Origin of the sequence: Rhodococcus sp. RS1C4, from assembly GCF_002258225.1 — a bacterium.
GTDB classification, from domain to species: Bacteria; Actinomycetota; Actinomycetes; order Mycobacteriales; family Mycobacteriaceae; genus Rhodococcoides; species Rhodococcoides fascians_E.
Map to the genome: position 1 here is coordinate 153,406 of NZ_NOXZ01000007.1, position 19,796 is coordinate 173,201.

The following is a 19,796-nucleotide window of genomic DNA, read 5'->3' on the forward strand; positions in this document are numbered from 1 at the left end:
AAAACCTCGGCACTGAAGCCGTTGCGCCGCAAACCGAAACAGCTCACCGAATCACCGTCCCTGTATCGCCCGGGCGCCGGTGGAGTCGTTCTCGTCGCCGACGGCCGCGGTCGGCCCGGACACGCTGCCGGTGAGAACAATCCGTCGGCACCCGGTTTCACCGACGAGTCCGCCGAGATCATCTCGCTGTTCGAGGCAAGCGAGAACACCACCATCGATGCCGCGACGCGGGCCAGAGCCCGAAAGATCGCTGCACGCCTGGCAGTTCGCCGTCCCCGACGCGACGTCCGCGCTCGCCGTGGAATCGGCGAACTGACGTCGCTGCGTTACCGCGACGGCTCCGACGAACTCGACATGGACCGAACGATCGACGTGCTCGCAGCCAACCCGTATCCCGAGGACGACGACATCGTCGTACGCGAGCGGCTGCACACCAAGAGGTCGATCGTTCTCGTCGTCGACATCTCGGGATCGATGAAGGGGGAACGGGTACGTACCGCGGCGGCGACGGTGGGTGCGGTGGCGGGTGAGCTGAACGCGGACGATTTGGCTGTCGTCGCATTCTGGTCCGACGCCGCCGTGCTCGCCCGGTTCGGCGATCCGACGACCCCGCTCGGGATTCTCGACACTGTGCTGAGCATCCCGGCTCGTGGACTGACGAACGTGCAGTTCGCGCTCGAGACTGCGGCGGGACTTCTGCGTACGGTCTCGTCACCCGACAAGCGTGTGCTGCTGCTCTCGGACTGCGTACACAACGCCGGACCCGACCCCCGCTACGTCGCCGCATCGATTCCCCGGCTCGACGTCCTGCTCGACGCCTCCGGTGAACACGACGTCGATCTGGGACGTGATCTCGCACGCCTCGGTCACGGCCGCATTCGAACAGTGCGCACCTACCGCGACGTCGGACCTGCCCTGACGGCGTTCTTCGACGGCTGACCCCGCGTACCGCCGGACTCATCGAACCGCCCGATACCGCGCCTCCATGGTTGCCACGGCCTCCAGGACCGCACGATCACACTGTTCCGCACTCGGCGACCAGTCCACGAGCAGCAACTTCGGCCAGAACACGAAGTTCGAGATCATTCCGAGAAACTGGGTAGCTGCGAGCTCGGCGTCCTCGACGACGAACCGTCCGGACTCGTTCGTGGTGTCGAACCACGCTCTGACCGAATCGAAGTACGGCATCTTTCCGAGGTCGAACTGCGTGCGTCCGAGCTCCGGAAATCGCGGCACCTCCGCTATGACGATCCTGAACAGGGCCACCATTTCGGGTCGACCGAGAAGTTCGACGTATCGGCGTCCGAGCCCGACCAGATCGACGTCACTGGGCAGGTCTTCGCTGCCTCCCGGTGTCCACGATTCGCGCACGATTGCTTCGAACAACGTCGCCTTGGTCGGAAACTGTTTGAACAAGGTGGCTTTCGAAACGCCGGAAGCGTCCGCGATTTTCGCCAGCGAAGTCCGATCGTAGCCGGATTTCAGGAACAGGTCGGTGGCCGCTCGAACGATGGCAGCTCGCTTTTCCTCGGCGATTCCGCGGTGATAATCCGACGGTCGTGTTGGCATCTCTGCATTCTGCACGAGGTGAGGTGAGTCGCTTGACTCACCTCACCTCTCTGATCTACGTTCGCATGGTGAGTCAATCGACTCACCACTTCGAGCAGGAGGCATTCATGGGTGAATTCGACGGCATCACAGTGTTGATCACAGGAGGAGCAGGCGGACAGGGACAGAGCCACGCGCGGGCGTATCACGCAGCCGGTGCGAACGTGGTGGCGGCAGGACGGTCGGACGCCGTCGACGACGTGGCCGAGGAACTCGGTGAGCGGGCCGTCGCCGTTCGCTTGGACGTCACTCGCCCACAGGAGTGGGCGTCGGCAATCGACGTCGCGGAGTCCCGGTTCGGACCTGTGTCGATTCTTGTCAACAACGCGGGTATCCAGAACCCGGCGGCAACCATCGAGGACACCGACCCCGCCGCATGGAACCGAATCCTCGACGTGAACCTCACCGGTCAATTTCTGGGGATCAAGGCGGTGACACCCTCGATGAGACGTGGGGGCGGCGGAGTCATCGTCAACATCGCATCGACGATGGCGCACGGAGGAACTGCGATGTACGCACCGTACGTCGCCGGCAAGTGGGCTCTCTTGGGTTTGACGAAATCTGCGGCCCTCGAGTTGGGGCGAGACAACATCAGAGTCAATTCGGTCAGTCCTGGCGTGATCGAAACCCCGTTCGTCACGCATCCCACCGCACCGGGAGAGCGACCCATAACGGACTTCTATTCGCCTGAGCCCTTTGCGATTCCGCGACTCGGACGTCCCGAGGACATCACCGAGGCACTCCTGTATCTCACCTCACCGAGGGCGTCGTTCGCCACCGGCTCCGACCTCGCCGTCGACGGCGGCATGCTGCTCGGCCCCGCGTTGCGCTAGCTCTTCTCGCCCAGCTCGTCCACCACGTACTTGGCCAGCGAACCCAACCTCGCCCGTTCCGGCATACGCGTCGGAACATCCAGAGCATCCAGCGGCGCCGACGTGACCGGCCCCACGCAGATCGCAGCGACAGGACCGCGCAGAGCGGTGAGAAACTCGTCGAGCAGTCCGTTGTCCTTGGCCGTCGACAGAAGCGAAGCGACCGCCGGTGCGCTGGTGAACGTGACGGCGTCGACCTCGTGGTTCAGGATCTTGGCGAGCAGGTCGATCAGCGGCTGTTGATCGAGTGGGCGAATCCAGCGGTACACAGGGATGGCGCGCACCTCGGCGCCGAGCCGCTCGAGGGCGTCGCTCAGATGAATCGTCGGCTCCCATTCGGTGATGGTGCCGTGAAGCTGCACTGCGACATCCACGCCCGCGATCCCCTCGGACTCGAGGTGATCGGCTACTTCCTGCGACGCCTCGGTGGCCGGGGACCAGACTTCGCGGAGTCCGGCGCCGCGAATCGCGCCGCGCGCCTTGGGTCCTCGCGCAATGATGCGGGAATTCCCCAGAGCGCTCAGCAGCGCATCACGGGAATCCCAGGTCTCCGCGGCGTCGAGCCAACCGCGGAAACCGATACCGGTACTGATCACGACCAGCTCCGGCGGATGCGCGATGATGCCTTCGGTCTTCTCCCGCAGATTGGAATCGTCGACGAGGGGAAGTACGTGAATCGCGGGAACGTGCACGGTACGGGCGCCCCGGCGCTCGAGAAGAGTCGCGAACTCGTCGGCCCGACGCTCGGCCGTCAGCGCGATCGTTTTCCCCGTCAACGGTGCCATGCCGCTCAGCATAAGCGCCGAGGGCCGGCCCACCTACACACGCGCGGACGCAGACCCTGGGGTCTGCGTCCGCGCGTGAGTGAAGAGAAATCAGGACGAGAACTTGTCCGGATCCGGGCCGGTACGGCCGTCAGCAGAGTCGAGTGCGTTGATCTGCTGGATCTCGTCGTTCGACAGCTCGAAGCCGAACACGTCGAAGTTGCTCGCGATGCGCTCGGGAGTGACCGACTTGGGGATCACGACGTTGCCGAGCTGGATGTGCCAACGCAGAATGACCTGCGCCGGGGTGACGCTGTGAGCGTCGGCGATCGGCTTCAGGGCGGGCTCCTCGAGAACCGTGCCGGAGCCGAGCGGGCTCCAGGCCTCGGTCGCGATGCCGTGCTTGGTGTGGAAAGCCCGCAGTTCCTCCTGGATGAGGCGCGGGTGAAGCTCGATCTGGTTGATCGACGGCGTCTCGCCCACGGCGTCGGCCAGCTTCTCCAGCGTCGGGATCGTGAAGTTCGAGACGCCGATGGACCCGACACGTCCGTCGGCCTTCAGCTTCTGGAACGCCTTGAACGTGTCGATGTACTTGTCGCGGTCCAGCTGCTGCCAGTGAATGAGGTACAGGTCCAGGTACTCGAGGCCGAGGCGCTCCAGACTGGCGTCGAAGGCCTTCAGCGTGGAGTCGTAACCCTGGTCGTCGTTCCACAACTTGGTGGTGACGAACAGCTCGTCGCGGGCGATGCCGGACTCCGCGATCGCCTTACCGGTACCGGTCTCGTTCTCGTAGACCTTGGCGGTGTCGATGCTGCGGTAACCGACCTTCAGAGCCTCGGCTACCGCGTCGTGCGCGCCGTCGTCCGGGACCTGCCACACGCCGAAGCCGAGCTGCGGAATCGCATGTCCGTCGTTGAGGGTGATCGTCGGGACAGTGCTTGTCTGCGGTGAAAACGTCATACGAAGGCCAACGGTCGGCGGTGCGAGTCTGTTCCCTGGCAGGGAATACTGATCGGGTGACTGCCACGCTCCGTATCGACGACCTTGCTGCTTTTCACGGTGACCGCACGCTGTTCTCAGGCCTCGACCTCACCGTGACCGAAGGCGATGTCATCGGCCTCGTCGGAGCCAACGGTGCAGGTAAATCGACGTTGCTCACGCTTCTGGCCGGCGTCGGAACCGCCGATTCCGAGGGGGAGATCTACACGAGCCCGCCCGACGCCACCGTCGGATATCTCGCGCAGGAACCCGAACGTATCGCCGATGAAACCATCGTGGAGTTCGTCGGACGACGAACCGGCGTCACGGCCGCTGAGCAGGCGATGAACGATGCAGCCGAAGCCCTCGGCGACGACGACGGTGAGGATCGTTACACTCCCGCGTTGGAGCGATGGCTTGCCCTCGGCGGCGCCGATCTCGCCGAGCGAACGGCGAAGGTGCTCGCCGACCTCGATGTCGACGGAAGCGCACTCATGACGTCGCTGTCCGGTGGCCAGGCTGCCCGGGCAGGGCTCGCCGCCATTCTGCTGGCCAGGTACGACATTCTGCTGCTCGACGAGCCGACCAACGACCTCGACCTGGCCGGCCTCGAGCAGTTGGAACGGTTCGTGGTCGAAACGCGAGCGGCGATCGTCGTCGTCAGCCACGACCGTGAGTTCCTGGCCAGGACGGTCACCGGCATCGTCGAGTTGGATCGCGCGCAACACCGCATCGACGTGTACGACGGGGGTTACGAGTCCTACCTCGCCGAGCGAGAGATCGCCCGTCAGCACGCGCGGGAGAAGTACGACGAATTCGCCGACACCAAGGCCTCGCTCGAATCTCGTGCGCAGATGCAGCGCAACTGGATGGAATCCGGTGTCCGCAATGCACGCCGCAAGGCGACCGACAACGACAAGATCAGCCGCAAGACTCGGGCGGAGTCCACCGAGAAGCAGGCCGCGAAAGCCCGTCAGACGCAGCGGCGCATCGAACGGCTCGAGGTGGTCGAAGAGCCCCGCAAGGAGTGGGAGCTGCGCATGGAGATCGCAGCTGCACCCCGAAGCGGGACCGTCGTGTCGGTGCTGAGCGGTGCTGTCGTCCGTCGGACAGGTTTCACGTTCGGACCCGTCACCACGCAGATCGAATTCGGTGACAGAGTCTTGATCACGGGCGAGAACGGCTCGGGCAAGACCACATTGCTGTCCGTTCTGCTCGGAAAACTCGTTCCCGACGACGGGACGGCGTCCCTGGGTTCCGGCGTCGCGATCGGCGAAATCGATCAGGCTCGTGGGCTGTTCACCGGGACAGCGACCGTATCGGACTCGCTGAGCGCAGCAGTCCCCGACTGGCCCGACGCCGATGTGCGGACCCTCCTGGCGAAATTCGGCCTACGCGGCGACGATCCCCTCCGGCCTGCAGGCTCCCTGTCCCCCGGTGAACGCACCCGCGCGGCCTTGGCCCTGCTGCAGGCGCGCGGCGTCAACCTTCTGGTGCTCGACGAGCCGACGAACCACTTGGACCTTCCGGCCATCGAGCAGTTGGAACGGGCGATGGAGAACTTCGAGGGCACGCTCCTGCTGGTCACCCACGACCGCCGCATGCTGGGCACCGTCCGGGCGACCCGTCGGTGGACCATGACGTCGGGGCAACTCACCGAGGCCTGACGTTATCCATGGTTGACAGATCGTTGGGTTTATACAACACTTTGTTCCATGAGCCCCGTCAAGCGTGGGAACACGCTCCCGATCTTCAACCGGGTGGGAGTTCTGCGGGCCGAACGAAAGATGAGCCGCGCGCAACTCGCCGAACTCATCGAAGTCAACCCGCAGACAGTGGGCGCCCTCGAGCGGGGCGACCACTATCCGAGCCTCGACCTGGCACTGCGCATCTGTGAAGTATTCGACCTTCCCGTCGAAGCAGTGTTCTCACGCAAGGAACTCGGTCCACTCTCCGCCGAACTGTTCAGAAGGGAGAACGACAAGTGACCACCCCCGACTCGAACATTCTGACGCGCTACCAGGACTACCGCACACGCAGGTTTCTCGAGAACGACGCGAAGACTCGGCACATGCTGCCGAAGTGGCGAACCCAGAAGCGCCGTCGAATCCTTGCGGTTGCAGTAATTTCCACCCTCGTCGCGCTTCTCGCCATCGCTGTTGCATCGCTGTTCTGGAAGTGGGCACCCATCCTGTGGGTCGCCGGCACCGTCGCCTTCCTCGTGCTGTGGACGATGCTGCAAACCGCCTCCGGCCGCCACAGCGATGCACCCGTGGGCGCACTCGACGAATGGGAAGTACAGCAGCGCAACGAGGCTCGGTCGATCGGCTTGACCGTCACCCAGGGCCTCGTCATGGTCTCGGTGTTCACGCTGATCATCCTCGCCACCGGATACGAGAACGAGCGACTCGCCTACGCAGGCGCGTTGTGGACACTCGTCAGCCTGATGGCCGGAATCTGCTCCCCGGCAATGATTCTCGCCTGGATCACTCCCGACCCCGACCCGGAAGACCTCTGAGAAACGAGAAGAAAGGGCACCATGAGCACCCTTACGATCGACAACATCTCCAAGAGATACGGCGACAAGATCGCCCTCGACTCCCTGAAGTTCGACGTACACCCCGGTGAACTCTTCGGCTTCGTCGGCAGCAACGGCGCAGGCAAGACCACCACCATGCGCATCACCCTCGGCGTACTGTCCGCCGACTCCGGGCAGGTCCTGCTCGGCGGCAAACCCGTCGACCTCGATGTCCGCCGCACCATCGGCTACATGCCGGAGGAACGCGGCCTCTATCCCAAGATGAAGGTCGGCCCGCAGCTCGCGTATCTGGCCGAACTGCACGGCCTTTCACCGTCGGACGCCAAGTCGGCCGTAGGCACGTGGACCGAACGACTCGGTATCTCGGAACGACTGAACGACACCGTCGACGCACTCAGCCTGGGCAACCAGCAGCGCGTTCAGCTCGCCGCGGCACTCGTGCACGACCCCGCGGTTCTGGTACTGGACGAGCCGTTCTCCGGTCTCGACCCGGTTGCCGTCGACGTCATGAGCGACGTACTCCGCGAGAAAGCGTCGTCCGGAGTCCCGGTGATCTTCTCCAGCCACCAGTTGGATCTCGTGCAACGACTGTGCGACCGAGTCGGCATCATCGCCGCCGGATCCATGAAAGCCGTCGGCACCGTCGACGAACTCCGCGGATCAGGTGATGCGCAACTCGAAGTACACGCACCGAACGCCCAGCCCGGCTGGGCCGACGGCATCGCAGGCGCCCGGGCCGTCAGTCACAGCGCCGGCCGGACGCTCCTCTCGATCGCACCGGGAACCGACGACCAGGCCATCCTTCGTGCCGCCCTCGCCACCGGACCCGTACACGAATTCTCCTTCCACAAACCGTCGTTGAGCGACCTGTTCCGAGAGGCAGTGGCATGAGCACCCAAGTATCTTCGAGCCGGGCAATCGGCCTGATCGCCAAGCGCGAGTTCACCGTTCAGGTGATGAAGAAAAGCTTCGTCATCTCCAACGTCATCATTCTCGCCGTCATCATCGGCGGCATCATCGCGTACTCCATCTTCGCGGGCGGAGACGACGAAGACCGCGACGTCGTCGGCATCGTCGGCGACCAACAGATCGCGGCCGTCATCACCGCCACCGGAGACGCCGTCGGCAGCCCCGTCGACATCCGCGAGATCGCCGACGCCGACGCAGCTCGATCGGACGTCGAATCCGGCGACGTCGCAGTAGCTCTCGTACCGGCGGGATCCGGCGCCTACACCGCGATCACCGATTCCGAGCTCACCGGAGCACTGCGAGCCGTCGTCGAAGGCAGTGTCCAATCGCAGGCTACCGACGCCGCGCTGGCGCAGCAAGGCGTCGACCGGGACGCCGTCGCAACCGCCGTCGCGAACGCAACGGTCACGGTCGAAGCTATCGACCCGCCGGATCCCGAAGCAGGACAACGAGTTGCGCTGTCTCTGGCTGCCGTGTTCATCCTGTACGCCCAGATCATCGGCTTCGGAATGTACGTTGCCATGGGCGTCGTCGAAGAGAAGTCCTCGCGCGTCGTCGAACTGCTGCTCTCCACCGTCAGGCCGCTTCAGTTGCTGTGGGGCAAGATCCTCGGCATCGGAGCCGTCGGAATCCTGCAACTCGCCCTCTACGGTGCGGCAGGTGTGGGCGCCGGACTTGCAACGGGCACACTCACCATCACCGGAACCGCGATCAGCGTCTTCGCCGGCACCCTCGGCTGGTTCGTGCTCGGCTTCGCCTTCTTCGCGGTCCTGTACGCAGCCGGTGGATCGATGGTCTCCAGGCAAGAAGACGTCAATTCGACGACGATGCCGCTCCTGTTGCTGATCATGGCAATGTTCTTCGCGGCGTTCTACTCGGTCGGCGACCCGGAGAGCACACTCAGCAACGTTCTCAGCTGGATTCCGCCGTTCTCCGCCGTCATGATGCCGCTCCGTATCGCAGCAGGCGTCGCGCCGGTCTACCAGATCATCGGAACCGCCCTCATCATGGCGGCCACCACCGCGGCACTCGCCGTCGTCGCCGCCAAGATCTACCAGCGGTCCATTCTGCGCATCGGCAAGACCGTCACGTGGAAGGAAGCATTCGCCCGTTAGGATCCGGGAGTGGAGCCTGCAGGAACGACCCGATTAGGCTCTGATTCATGACAACACGGACGTCCGCCGCCGAGATACTCGATGCAGTTCTCGACGGCGGATCGTTCGTGTCGTGGGATCGTGCGCCGATCGACGTCTCCCCCGGCCCGAAGTATGCCGCCGACTTGGCGAAAGCCCGAGACAAGAGCGGCGTCGACGAGTCCGTTCTCACCGGACAGGGACTGGTCGACGGCAGGCCGGTGGCCATCATTGCGTGCGAGTTCGCTTTCCTGGCCGGGTCGATCGGCGTGGCGGCCGCCGAACGAATCGCCACTGCCATCGAGCGCGCCACCGCGGAGAACCTCCCGCTGATCGCGTCGCCCACGTCGGGTGGGACTCGCATGCAGGAGGGCACCCTCGCGTTCGTACAGATGGTGAAGATCGCGGGTGCGGTGACCTTGCACAAACAAGCCGGCCTGCCGTACCTGGTGTATCTCCGCAATCCGACGACCGGGGGCGTCTTCGCATCCTGGGGATCACTCGCTCACGTCACGTTCGCCGAGCCCGGTGCGCTCATCGGATTTCTCGGCCCGCGCGTCTATCAAGCACTGTACGACAAGCCCTTTCCCGAAGGCGTACAGACCGCCGAGAACCTCTACCACCATGGCGTCATCGACGGTGTGGTTCCCGTGGACAGCCTCAGACACCTCATGGTCCGCGCGCTCCGCGTCGTCAGCCACGAGGGCGAGACAGCCCACCACCTCGACCCGGCTCCCACCGTCGGCGACATCCCTGATCGTTCCGCGTGGCATTCCGTGGAATCCTCACGTCGCCCCGATCGGCCGGGCGTGCGGGAACTCCTCGAACATGCAGCCAGCGAACAGGTCCCGCTCAGCGGCACCGGCCAAGGCGAGTCGGACACGACGATCCTGTTGTCGTTGTGCAAATTCCGAGGAATCTCCTGTGTGGTCTTCGGCAACGACCGAAGCAGCCACAGCATCACCGCGACGATGGGACCAGGCGCGCTGCGTCAGGCTCGGCGTGGAATGAAACTGGCCGAGGAGCTCCGCATTCCTCTGGTCCTCGTCATCGACACGTTCGGCGCAGCACTGTCCAAGGAAGCGGAAGAAGGCGGGATCGCACCCGAGATCGCCCGATGCATCAGCGATCTCGTGACCGTCGACACCCCGACGGTGTCGGTTCTCCTCGGCCAGGGAACAGGCGGCGGCGCCCTCGCCCTGCTGCCCGCCGACCGCACCTTGTGCGCACAGAACGCCTGGCTCGCACCGCTTCCGCCGGAAGGCGCCAGCGCCATCGTTCACCGCGACACAGCACATGCGTCGGACATGGCCGAGGCACAAGGCATTCGGTCCGTGGACCTGCTCCGCGACGGCATCGTCGATGCCATCGTGCCCGAACACCCCGATGCAGCAGAGGAACCCGTCGATTTCTCGATCCGCATCGCCGGGGCCATCGCACGAGAACTGCGCAACATCAGCTCCGACGACGACCGCGTGTCCTCACGCCTCGCCCGGTACCGACGCCTGGGCCTCGGGAATCAAGGCCAGTAGGTCACCGGCCCGCACATCCGACGGAAGCTCCACCTTGGCGTCGCCCATCGCGAAGAACTGCCGACCCACCACCGAATGGCGGTTGGCGATATCGGCGACCTCCACGCACCCGAGCACGGCATCGACACGCACGATCCCGGCAATCACCGATCTCACCCGCGTCACCACCACACAACCCAACCGCGCCGGCGTGCCCTCGCAATCAGCGAAATCGTCGACGAACACCCCGTCGACCATCAATCGCCCATCACGAAAACCCGTGCCCGACGGCCACAACTCCGAATCGAATCGTGGTCGGCCTGCATTACGAAGAGACGGCAGCATCTCGAAAAGAGTCACATCAGCGAGTCTCCATCCGCCCCCACCGCGTCGCCAGGATCTTGACGGAATCATTATGGCCACGGGGTCGACGTCTACGCGGCCTTGCCACCGACGCCGTCCGCTGCAACGGATTGCCCGATACTCCGCGAGTCGGCAGGATTCCGTCGTATCGAGAAGTATCGGGCAATTCATGCCGCCACCGATTACGCGTGGGATGTCCGGTCGGCGTCGATCGACCGACGGCGACGCTTCACCACCGACACGATCTCCTCCACCACGGCATCCAGGTCCGACATGACGGTGGCCACGGAGTATCGCAGCACCAGCCACCCGTCGAGGACCAGCGCGTTCTGGCGTCGGCGATCGCTCGTGAACACCGCACCTGTGCTGTGGAACTCGCGCCCGTCGATCTCGACGATGACGCGCGCACGAAAGTCGACGAGGTCTCCGTAGTACGGTCCGACTCTCGCGTTGATGTCCATGAACAGATTGCGTGCGGTCAATGCGCGCGCCACCACGCGCTCCGCTTCCGAGAACGTGCCGGGGCAGCACCGTCGGAGTTGTGTGCGTAGGGCCTGCATTCCGTCCATCCCCTTGGCGGGATCGCAGAACGCCGCCAGCCGGCGCGCAGGAATGTGCGTGCCGACGGCGTCGTCGAAGAACTTCTCGAGTTCGGCCGTCGGCATCGTTGCCGCGAGGTCGACGAACGCCTGCTCGATCGACACGACGTGCAGCCCCCGTAGTTTTTGCACGTCAGGAAGTGCACGTCGGCGTAGCACGACCCAATCGGGTGACCGGACCTGCGCGTTGGGTGCAACGGTCGCCTCGACCGAGCGCGGTTCCGCCTCTACCAGGCCCCACAGCCAACCCGCGGTCGAATGGCTGAAGACCGCGTCCGGTTTCCACAGAGCGACGGCGCGACACAGGTCCATGTAGCCCGGTTTCTCCGTCGCGTACACGCCCGGCAGCAGCCGAGTGAGCCGGCCGCTTCGGCTCCGACGGGAGATGGTGCTGACGCTGAGTCCCTGCGCGATCAGCTGCGCTTTCGTGGTGAGTACCCCCATGCGCGCATGATGGCGCATACCTCCGACAGATCCGATGCGATGGATTGCCCGATACTGTGCAATTACTCGGGATCCCGCCGATTCGAAAAGTATCGGGCAATTCGTGGCACTAGGCTCGGGACATGAGCGGCGAGTATCGAGAAGCATTCGACAGAGCCAGGTCCGATCGTGAGGGTTTCTGGCTGGACGCGGCCGAGGGGATCGATTGGGTCAGTGCTCCGACGACGGCGTTCGATGGCCGCTGGTTCCCCGACGGCGTGCTCAATACGTGTGTCAATGCGCTCGATCGGCATGTGGATGCGGGCGACGGGGACCGTACCGCGCTGATCTACGACTCGGCGATGACCGGTACGCAGCGCCGATACACCTATGCCGAGCTGTTGAACGAGGTGGCGCTGTTCGCGGGAGTTCTCGTGCGCAACGGTGTGGGGAAGGGTGACCGCGTCATTCTGTACCTGCCCATGATTCCCGAGGCAGCCGTGGCGATGCTGGCGTGTGCGCGAATCGGTGCGGTGCATTCGGTGGTGTTCGGCGGATTCGCGGCGAAGGAGCTCGCGGCGCGGATCGACGACGCCGAACCGGTGCTGGTGGTGACGGCGAGTGGCGGTTTCGAGCCGGGACGGGTCGTGGAGTACCTCCCGATCGTCGAGAAGGCGCTCGCTCTGTCCTCGTCGCCGACGGTGATCGTCAAGAGCCGCGACGGGATTCCGAGCGATCACGGATGGCTGGACTGGGATGCCGAGATGGCCGAAGCGTCACCGGCGCAACCAGTTCCGGTGAAGGCTACGGATCCGCTCTACATCCTCTACACCTCGGGGACCACCGGAAAACCCAAAGGCGTCGTACGCGACAACGGTGGCCATGCCGTCGCACTGCGATGGTCGATGCACAACATCTACGACGTCGGTCCGGGTCAGGTCATGTGGACGGCGTCCGACGTCGGCTGGGTCGTCGGGCATTCCTACATCGTCTACGGCCCACTGCTGGCAGGTGCGACAACAATTCTCTACGAAGGCAAACCCGTCGGCACTCCCGACGCCGGGGCCTTCTGGCGGGTCATCGAAAGTCACGGTGTGCGAGCATTGTTCACCGCCCCGACGGCGTTACGCGCCATTCGCAAGGTGGATCCGCACGCCGAGAAACTGAAGAAGTACGACGTCTCGAGCTTGGAGACACTGTTCGTCGCGGGCGAGCGACTGGATCCCGATACCTACGAGTGGATCAGCCGAACCCTGGACCGGCCCGTCGTCGACCACTGGTGGCAGACCGAGACCGGCTGGGCGATCGCGGCGAATCTCCGCGGGCTGGAGCCGCTTCCGATCAAATCCGGTTCGCCGACCGTCGCGGTACCGGGTTTCGAGGTGACGATCGTGGACGCTGCCGGCGCCGAGGTCGACGCCGGTACCGAGGGCAACATCGTCGTGAAACTCCCGCTGCCTCCCGGCACCCTGGTGGGATTGTGGAACGACGAGGACCGCTTCCAGCGCTCGTACCTCGACACGTTCCCCGGCAATTACCTGACCGGCGATTCCGGTTACATCGACGCCGACGGGTACGTGTACGTCCTCGGTCGCAGCGACGACGTGATCAACGTTGCGGGACATCGACTGTCGACAGGATCGATGGAAGCCGTCGTCGCGAGCCACCCCGCGGTGGCCGAATGCGCGGTGATCGGAATTCACGACGACCTCAAGGGCCAGCGGCCGAGCGGGTACGTGGTCCTCAAGGCGGGCGAAACCATCGAGGAGGATCGCTTGCGCACGGAACTGGTCGCGATGGTGCGTGACCAGATCGGCGCACTCGCGACATTCCGGGACGTGACGATCGTCGGTGCGCTTCCCAAGACGAGGTCCGGGAAAATCCTGCGCAAGACCATGCGGCAGATCGTCGCAGGTGAGGAGTACGGGGTGCCGTCGACCATCGAGGATCCAGCGGTTCTGGATGCGCTGGAGAAGCTACTCCGTAGGTGAGGGCAGGAAAACGAGCAAGGTTGTCCGAAATCCGCGCGCCCCAGGCGGTCCGCTCGCCGTAATCTCATGCCATGACCGATGTCGCAGTGACGAAGAAGACGGATTGGCTTGCGCTCGGAGCGGTGACGGTCACCGTGGTGTCCTGGGCGTCGGCGTTCGTCGCGATTCGGGGAGTCGGTACGTCGTTCGGAGCGGGTCCGCTGGCGCTCGGCAGGTTGCTGATCGGCACGGGCGCGCTCGGGCTGATTCTCCTGGCGAAACGCACCTGGGTCAGACCTACCCGCACCCAGTGGATCCAGATCCTCAGCGTCGGGGTGTTCTGGTTCGCGATCTACAACGTGGCCCTCAACGCCGCCGAACAACGCGTCGATGCAGGCACCACCTCGATGATCATTCAGATCGGCCCGATTCTCGTTGCCCTGTTCGCCGGACTCCTCCTCGGCGAGGGCTTTCCGCGGTGGCTCGTGATCGGCGCGGCGATCGCGTTCTCCGGGGCCGTGCTCGTGGGTGTCGTCACTGCCGTGACCACCACCGACACCGTCAGAACCGACGCGGATGCCCTCGGCATCGCACTGTGCCTCGTCTCCGCGGTGACCTACGCAATCGGTGTGCTCTGCCAGAAACCGGTGCTGCGCAGCGTGCCCGGCCTCCAGGTCACGTGGATGGCCTGCGCGATCGGCGCCCTGTGCACTCTCCCGTTCGCCCCGGCCCTGCTCGACGACCTGGCCGACGCATCCGCCCAGGCAACCGGCGGTCTGCTCTACCTCGGCCTCGTTCCGACAGCGCTTGCGTTTTCCACGTGGGCCTACGCGCTCACCCGAATGGATGCAGGCAGGCTCGGCATCACCACATACGCCGTCCCACCCATCACCGTTGCGCTGAGCTGGGCCCTGCTGAACGAAGTTCCGCACATCCTCGCAGTGCTGGGCGGCGTCGTCTGCCTCGTCGGCGTCGGGCTCTCTCGCCGACGGTGAGCGTCACAGCGCCTTGAACCGGGCTATCGCGACCTCTCGCTCGTGCTTGTGGTCGACGATGGCGTCGGGGTAATCCTTGGGGCGTCCGAACTTCAAGGTGTGCACGGCCTTGCCTTCTTCCCCGCGCAGCTCGGGAACCCAGCGGCGTACGTAATCACCGGTGGGGTCGAACTTCTCGCCCTGGGTGATCGGGTTGAACACACGAAAGTACGGGGACGCATCGGTTCCCGTGCCTGCCGTCCACTGCCAGCCGTGTTGGTTGCTGGCCAGATCGCCGTCGACCAATCGGTCCAGGAAGTATCGCGCTCCCCACCACCACGGCAGATGCAGATCCTTGACGAGGAACGACGCCACGATCATGCGGACCCGGTTGTGCATCCAGTTCTCGGAATTCAGCTGTCGCATACCGGCGTCGACGATGGGGAAGCCGGTCTTGCCGTCCTTCCACGCGTCGAACAGCTCCTGGGCGTGCTTGCTGGTGTCCAGCTCGATCTTGTCGAACTTCTTGTCGTAGTTCTCCCGCGCGCTGTCCGGGCGCTGAAACAGAATGTCCGCGTAGAAGTCTCGCCAGGCGATCTGGCGACGGTACGACGCGGACCCCTCGCTGCGCAGTTTTCCGAGGTCAGCCAGCATCGTCCGCGGGTGGATGGTGCCGTACTTCAGGTGGACCGACATACGCGAGGTCGAGTCCAGGTCCGGCCGGTTGCGCTCGTCGTCGTAGTCCGAGACTCGCTCCAGAAACTCGGCCCAGGCGTCGGACGCAGCCTTCTCCCCTGCAGGCGCGTCGGACGCGTCCTTTTCGGTGGGGATCTTCACGCGTCGGGGAAGCCCCTTCACATCCGACGGGTCGAGCCACGACACGGTTTTCGCCGACGTGTCCGCCGGGCCCCGCCATCCGTGTTCCATCCACTGCCGGAAGTACGGAGTGAACACGCGGTAGGGCTCGCCGTCGTTCTTGGTGACGCGGCCGGGGGCGATGGCGTAGGGCGATCCCGTCGACACCAACGACACGTGTTCACCGACGCGCTCGTCCCTGGACCGCCCGTACGGCCCGTAATCCGCGCTGATGTGGACCTCCTCGGCGTCGACGGCCTTCGCGACCTTGGGCACCACGGTTTCCGGATCACCCTTCACGACCAGCAGCCGACCGTCCAACTGCTCGTCGAGTGCCTCGAGCGAACGGAAGAGAAAGTCCCGACGCGGCCCGCCCGACGCCTTCAGCAGCACGTCGTCGAGAACGAACAATCCGAGCACGGGCCCGTCGGAATCGGCCGCAGCCGTCAGCGTCGGAAGATCACCGGTTCGCAGGTCACGTCGAAACCACACCACAGTCATGCGTGTATTCATACCCGCGGGACTGTTCGACAATCCATTTCTCACAGTTCTCCCACATTTGCCTCACCGAGCCCCCAAAGTAGCCTTCTACCTTGGGAAACATGAGAAACACAGCAACCCCCATCTTTCCGGGAGCGGCGTCGCTGATCGACACGACGTGCACGTTCGACGCCTACTACGCCAAGCTCTACGCCAATGCACCTGAACTGGCGTGGACGCTCGATGCCGATCGCGAACGCCGCAGTGCGCTCGAGGAATTCTTCGCCAAATCGCCCGAGGAGCGCGAGATGACCGTCCGGAGCTGGGCGGCATAGCACGATAGAGCTGTGCCCGAATCAGCCACCGTACTCGTAGTCGACGACGACGCGGACGTGCTCGCCTCGCTTCAACGCGGACTCCGCCTGTCCGGATTCACCGTCATCACCGCGGTCGACGGCGCCGAAGCGCTCACCGCGGTCTCCCAGCGATCGCCCGACGTGGTGGTCCTGGACATCAACATGCCGGTCCTCGACGGCGCCAGCGTCGTCAAAGCCCTCCGCGCGATGGGCAACGACGTACCCATCTGTGTGCTGAGTGCTCGGAGCTCGGTCGACGATCGCATCTCCGGCCTGGAATCCGGCGCCGACGACTACCTGACCAAACCGTTCGTCCTGGCCGAGCTGGTCGCTCGGATCCGCGCGATGCTCCGCAGACGTGCTACGGCACCTGCGCCACCCGAATCCAGCTCCGCCATCACCGTCGGCGGCCTGAGTGTCGACATCCCGGGCCATCGCGCCCACGTCGGGATGCGCGAACTGGATCTGACCAAACGGGAATTCGAACTGCTCGCAGTCCTCGCCAGGAACGCAGGCGTCGTTCTGACGCGTGAGCGGCTGCTCGAGCTGGTGTGGGGGTACGACTTCGTGGCCGACACCAATGTCGTCGACGTGTTCGTCGGTTATCTCCGGCGCAAGATCGAGGTCGACGGTCAATCCCGTGTCCTGCACACCGTGCGCGGTGTCGGTTTCGTGCTGCGGCCGAGCTCGTGAGGTTCTCTCTTCGCGCCCGAGTGGCCGTCGCGACCGCACTGGGTGCGACGATCGTCGTCGCGACGCTCGCGACCGTCGCCTCCGTGGTCATCTCCCGCAACAACGTGAGCAACCTCGACGACCGGTTGACGACGGCGTCCCAGGTTCTGATTCCCAGTGCATCGAGCCTCGAACTGTTCCTCGACCAGCTGGGCAGCTCAGGGGCGTTCGCGGTGACGATCCGAACCGGCGATACCGTCATCGCGTCGACTCCGACGCAGCTGCCGAAGCTCGACGAGGGTTCGGAGACCGTCGACGTGGGAGGAGACCGTTTCCGCGTCTACACCTCGGAGGCTGTGTCGGCGACAAACATCATCATCTCCATCGGCGTTCCCGCCGCCGAGGCGCAGGAGATCACCGACGATCAACAGCGGTGGGTCATCTTCGGCGGATTGGCCGCCATCGCCGCGTCGACGGGCCTCGGCTGGATCTTCGGCGGCCGCGCGGTGAAACCGCTCGTGACACTGACTCGGCAGGTCAGTGCGCAGCCCCCGAGGTCGCCGGACACCTCGACCGGGGTGAAGGAGTCCGACGAGTTGACCGTGGCCATCGCAGGCATGCTCGAACGACTCGGCGACGCGCAGGCACGTACCACCGAAGCACTCGGCACCGCTCGGGATTTCGCGGCGGTGTCCGCGCACGAACTTCGGACGCCGCTGACGGCGATGCGCACCGACATCGAAGTGCTGCGCACCCTCGACCTCGAGCCGCCGCAGCGACTCGAGATCCTGGAGGATCTGCAGCGGACGCAGGGCCGCGTCGAAGCAACTCTGACGGCTCTCGAGAAACTCGCGTCCGGTGAACTGTCCAGCGACAAGGATCGCGTCCCGGTCGACATCGTCGAGATCTGCGACGTGGCCGCTCAGGACGCGATGCGGCAGAACCCGGGTCTGACGGTCCGCGTCGAATCGGCCCCGTCGCTCGTCGTCGACGCTCTGCCCGCCGGACTCCGCCTCGCCCTGGACAACGCCATCATCAACGCCGTTCGCCACGGGTCGGCCACCGACGTCGCGATCACGCTGACCGAGACGGAGTCCACGGTGCAGATCGTCCTCGACGACAACGGATCCGGAATCCCGCCCGCCGAGCGGGATTCCGTCTTCGAGCGCTTCTACCGTGGGGCGTCGGCGACGAAGGGTGGATCTGGCCTCGGCCTCGCCCTGGTGGCGCAGCAGGCCGAACTGCACGGTGGCCGAGCTCGTTTCACCGACAGTCCGCTCGGTGGGGCCAGACTGGTACTGGACCTCGCACGCGGACACTAGCGGCCTGCTGCACCCGAGGACGCCAGCTCCTTGTCGGCCGGCTCGTCGGGATCCAACAGGTCGTCGACGTCGACGGTCTTCGGGTTGTCCAGCACGTAGGCGAGGCGTTCTCGATCGAGCTCGCCCGTCCACCTCGCGATGACGAGCGTTCCGAGTCCGTTGCCGGACAAGTTGGTCAGCGCACGGCCCTCGGACATGAAGCGGTCGATTCCGACGATCAACGCGATACCCGCAACCGGGATCACCGAGTCGAATGCCGTCAACGACGCGGCAAGGGTGACCAGGCCTGCGCCCGACACGCCTGCAGCACCGTTCGACGAGATCAGCATGAACACGAGCAGACCGATCTGAGTCCAGATGGGGACGTCGATACCGAAGGCTTGGGCGATGAAGATCGCGCCCATCGACATGTAGATCGCGGTGCCGTCGAGGTTGAACGAGTAGCCGGTGGGAATGGTCATGCCCACCACGTGCTTCGGTGTGCCTGCCGCTTCCATCTTCGCCATCATGCGCGGAAGAACCGTCTCCGACGACGACGTGCCCAGCACGATCAGCAGTTCGTCCTTGATGTACCGCAGGTACTTGAAGATGCTGAACCCGGCGAGTCTGCAGATGGGGCCGAGGACGAACAGCAGGAACAGGATGCACGTGAGCCAGAAGGAACCCATGAACGTCGCGAGTGAACCGAGGATCGCGCTGCCGTGCTCGCCGATCGTGAACGCGATTCCGCCCATCGCACCCAGCGGCGCAACCCACATCACGAGCTTGATGACGCCGAACATGATCTTGGCGAACGTGTCCAGGGCGCTGACGACCGGTGCCGCCCGCGTGCCGAGCATCGTCACCGCTACGGCCACGAGGATCGCCAGCAGCAGTACCTGCAGCAACATTCCGTCGACGAATGCACTCGCGAACGAGTCGGGTACCAGATTCAGGATGAACCCGGTCAGTCCCGTTCCGCTCGCTTCGCCGGCCGACTCGATGGTGCCCGCGGCCGCCGACGAGTCGAAGGAAGCGACGTCGTAGTTCAATCCACGCCCCGGCCCGAGGACGTTGACGACGACGAGGCCGATCGCCAGCGCGAACACGGTGGTGACGTTGAAGTACATGACGGTCTTGAAGGCGAGACCACCCGCTTTGGCCAGGTTCCCCATCCCCGCGATGCCGACGACGATCGTCGCGAAGATCGTCGGCGCGATGACCACCTTGACGAGTTTGATGAACAGATCGGCCATCCACTTCATCTCCGACGCCACGCCGGGAGCGGTGAGGCCGATGATGATCCCGACGCTGATTCCGACGAGAACCCAGAAGTACAGCTGGTGGTAGAAACGCTTGCGCTTGACGGTGTCACCCGTCTCGGTGGTGGAAGCCATGCCGCCAATGTTCCGCAGTGGCGCCCGTCACA

At 64.7% G+C, this 19,796-nt stretch carries 20 protein-coding genes; 13 read left to right on the top strand and 7 right to left on the bottom strand.

The features are described from left to right. Window positions 1–21: 21 nt before the first annotated feature. Window positions 22–939: a vWA domain-containing protein gene (locus CH289_RS02265; protein WP_020111486.1), complete on the top strand. Its 918-nt coding sequence runs from the start codon at window positions 22–24 to the stop codon at window positions 937–939. An 18-nt stretch (window positions 940–957) separates the two neighbouring features. Here the strand turns inward: CH289_RS02265 and CH289_RS02270 are convergent, their stop codons facing one another. Continuing rightward, window positions 958–1,569 (bottom strand): TetR/AcrR family transcriptional regulator, encoded by a 612-nt coding sequence (locus CH289_RS02270; protein WP_020111487.1) that lies wholly within the window; start codon window positions 1,567–1,569, stop codon window positions 958–960. A 23-nt stretch (window positions 1,570–1,592) separates the two neighbouring features. Between CH289_RS02270 and CH289_RS02275 the strand changes: the two genes are divergently transcribed. Continuing rightward, window positions 1,593–2,441: an SDR family NAD(P)-dependent oxidoreductase gene (locus CH289_RS02275; RefSeq protein WP_196806166.1), complete on the top strand. Its 849-nt coding sequence runs from the start codon at window positions 1,593–1,595 to the stop codon at window positions 2,439–2,441. Here the strand turns inward: CH289_RS02275 and CH289_RS02280 are convergent. After that, window positions 2,438–3,277, bottom strand: a complete 840-nt coding sequence (locus CH289_RS02280; protein WP_094727152.1) for a uroporphyrinogen-III synthase — start codon at window positions 3,275–3,277, stop codon at window positions 2,438–2,440. The genes CH289_RS02275 and CH289_RS02280 overlap by 4 nt on opposite strands. Window positions 3,278–3,355: 78 nt before the next feature. After that, the gene (locus CH289_RS02285) at window positions 3,356–4,204 is read right to left on the bottom strand and encodes an aldo/keto reductase (protein WP_019664398.1); all 849 of its coding nucleotides are present in this window, start codon (window positions 4,202–4,204) and stop codon (window positions 3,356–3,358) included. 56 nt (window positions 4,205–4,260) lie between these two features. Between CH289_RS02285 and CH289_RS02290 the strand changes: the two genes are divergently transcribed. The 6 genes from CH289_RS02290 to CH289_RS02315 are packed head-to-tail and all read left to right on the top strand — an operon-like array spanning window position 4,261 to window position 10,395. Then, complete coding sequence (locus tag CH289_RS02290) at window positions 4,261–5,889, top strand: ABC-F family ATP-binding cassette domain-containing protein (RefSeq protein ID WP_094713105.1); 1,629 nt, start codon at window positions 4,261–4,263, stop codon at window positions 5,887–5,889. Window positions 5,890–5,937: 48 nt separating this feature from the next. Next, a complete protein-coding gene (locus CH289_RS02295; protein ID WP_019664396.1) occupies window positions 5,938–6,210 on the top strand; it encodes a helix-turn-helix transcriptional regulator in 273 nt (90 codons plus the stop codon). Beyond that, the gene (locus CH289_RS02300; RefSeq protein WP_037161615.1) at window positions 6,207–6,740 is read left to right on the top strand and encodes a membrane protein; all 534 of its coding nucleotides are present in this window, start codon (window positions 6,207–6,209) and stop codon (window positions 6,738–6,740) included. Before CH289_RS02295 ends, CH289_RS02300 begins: the two co-directional genes overlap by 4 nt. A 21-nt stretch (window positions 6,741–6,761) precedes the next feature. After that, a complete protein-coding gene (locus tag CH289_RS02305; protein WP_019664394.1) occupies window positions 6,762–7,652 on the top strand; it encodes an ABC transporter ATP-binding protein in 891 nt (296 codons plus the stop codon). Then, a complete protein-coding gene (locus CH289_RS02310; RefSeq protein ID WP_020111492.1) occupies window positions 7,649–8,845 on the top strand; it encodes an ABC transporter permease in 1,197 nt (398 codons plus the stop codon). Before CH289_RS02305 ends, CH289_RS02310 begins: the two co-directional genes overlap by 4 nt. Before the next feature lie 47 nt (window positions 8,846–8,892). Further along, window positions 8,893–10,395 (top strand): carboxyl transferase domain-containing protein, encoded by a 1,503-nt coding sequence (locus CH289_RS02315; RefSeq protein WP_033190711.1) that lies wholly within the window; start codon window positions 8,893–8,895, stop codon window positions 10,393–10,395. Here CH289_RS02315 and CH289_RS02320 read toward each other — a convergent pair. Next, a complete protein-coding gene (locus CH289_RS02320) occupies window positions 10,345–10,734 on the bottom strand; it encodes a hypothetical protein (protein WP_141216208.1) in 390 nt (129 codons plus the stop codon). The genes CH289_RS02315 and CH289_RS02320 overlap by 51 nt on opposite strands. A gap of 185 nt (window positions 10,735–10,919) precedes the next feature. Next, complete coding sequence (locus CH289_RS02325) at window positions 10,920–11,780, bottom strand: DUF559 domain-containing protein (protein ID WP_033190709.1); 861 nt, start codon at window positions 11,778–11,780, stop codon at window positions 10,920–10,922. 122 nt (window positions 11,781–11,902) lie between these two features. Between CH289_RS02325 and CH289_RS02330 the strand changes: the two genes are divergently transcribed. Further along, the gene (locus CH289_RS02330; protein WP_033190708.1) at window positions 11,903–13,750 is read left to right on the top strand and encodes a propionyl-CoA synthetase; all 1,848 of its coding nucleotides are present in this window, start codon (window positions 11,903–11,905) and stop codon (window positions 13,748–13,750) included. Window positions 13,751–13,821: 71 nt separating this feature from the next. After that, complete coding sequence (locus CH289_RS02335; protein WP_033190707.1) at window positions 13,822–14,724, top strand: DMT family transporter; 903 nt, start codon at window positions 13,822–13,824, stop codon at window positions 14,722–14,724. Between the two features lie 3 nt (window positions 14,725–14,727). On the opposite strand, the gene CH289_RS02340 is transcribed toward CH289_RS02335, so the two are convergent. After that, a complete protein-coding gene (locus CH289_RS02340; RefSeq protein WP_033190706.1) occupies window positions 14,728–16,059 on the bottom strand; it encodes a cryptochrome/photolyase family protein in 1,332 nt (443 codons plus the stop codon). A 101-nt stretch (window positions 16,060–16,160) separates the two neighbouring features. On the opposite strand from CH289_RS02340, the gene CH289_RS02345 reads away from it, so the two are divergent. From CH289_RS02345 to CH289_RS02355, 3 genes are read left to right on the top strand one after another with little or no spacing between them, the layout of a single operon-like run. Next, the gene (locus CH289_RS02345; protein ID WP_019664386.1) at window positions 16,161–16,373 is read left to right on the top strand and encodes a hypothetical protein; all 213 of its coding nucleotides are present in this window, start codon (window positions 16,161–16,163) and stop codon (window positions 16,371–16,373) included. A 12-nt stretch (window positions 16,374–16,385) separates the two neighbouring features. After that, a complete protein-coding gene (locus CH289_RS02350; protein WP_019664385.1) occupies window positions 16,386–17,087 on the top strand; it encodes a response regulator transcription factor in 702 nt (233 codons plus the stop codon). Window positions 17,088–17,107: 20 nt separating this feature from the next. After that, window positions 17,108–18,388: a sensor histidine kinase gene (locus CH289_RS02355; protein ID WP_094727155.1), complete on the top strand. Its 1,281-nt coding sequence runs from the start codon at window positions 17,108–17,110 to the stop codon at window positions 18,386–18,388. On the opposite strand, the gene dctA is transcribed toward CH289_RS02355, so the two are convergent. Next, a complete protein-coding gene (gene dctA, locus CH289_RS02360) occupies window positions 18,385–19,764 on the bottom strand; it encodes a C4-dicarboxylate transporter DctA (RefSeq protein WP_019664383.1) in 1,380 nt (459 codons plus the stop codon). The genes CH289_RS02355 and dctA overlap by 4 nt on opposite strands. Window positions 19,765–19,796: the final 32 nt, after the last annotated feature.

Coding starts and splice junctions, on each gene's coding strand:
- CH289_RS02325 (WP_033190709.1), bottom strand. CDS start 11,780: ATGGGGGTACTCACCACGAAAGCGCAGCTGATCGCGCAGGGACTCAGC.
- CH289_RS02330 (WP_033190708.1), top strand. CDS start 11,903: ATGAGCGGCGAGTATCGAGAAGCATTCGACAGAGCCAGGTCCGATCGT.
- CH289_RS02270 (WP_020111487.1), bottom strand. CDS start 1,569: ATGCCAACACGACCGTCGGATTATCACCGCGGAATCGCCGAGGAAAAG.
- CH289_RS02295 (WP_019664396.1), top strand. CDS start 5,938: ATGAGCCCCGTCAAGCGTGGGAACACGCTCCCGATCTTCAACCGGGTG.
- dctA (WP_019664383.1), bottom strand. CDS start 19,764: ATGGCTTCCACCACCGAGACGGGTGACACCGTCAAGCGCAAGCGTTTC.
- CH289_RS02280 (WP_094727152.1), bottom strand. CDS start 3,277: ATGCTGAGCGGCATGGCACCGTTGACGGGGAAAACGATCGCGCTGACG.
- CH289_RS02345 (WP_019664386.1), top strand. CDS start 16,161: ATGAGAAACACAGCAACCCCCATCTTTCCGGGAGCGGCGTCGCTGATC.
- CH289_RS02315 (WP_033190711.1), top strand. CDS start 8,893: ATGACAACACGGACGTCCGCCGCCGAGATACTCGATGCAGTTCTCGAC.
- CH289_RS02310 (WP_020111492.1), top strand. CDS start 7,649: ATGAGCACCCAAGTATCTTCGAGCCGGGCAATCGGCCTGATCGCCAAG.
- CH289_RS02285 (WP_019664398.1), bottom strand. CDS start 4,204: ATGACGTTTTCACCGCAGACAAGCACTGTCCCGACGATCACCCTCAAC.
- CH289_RS02340 (WP_033190706.1), bottom strand. CDS start 16,059: ATGACTGTGGTGTGGTTTCGACGTGACCTGCGAACCGGTGATCTTCCG.
- CH289_RS02335 (WP_033190707.1), top strand. CDS start 13,822: ATGACCGATGTCGCAGTGACGAAGAAGACGGATTGGCTTGCGCTCGGA.
- CH289_RS02305 (WP_019664394.1), top strand. CDS start 6,762: ATGAGCACCCTTACGATCGACAACATCTCCAAGAGATACGGCGACAAG.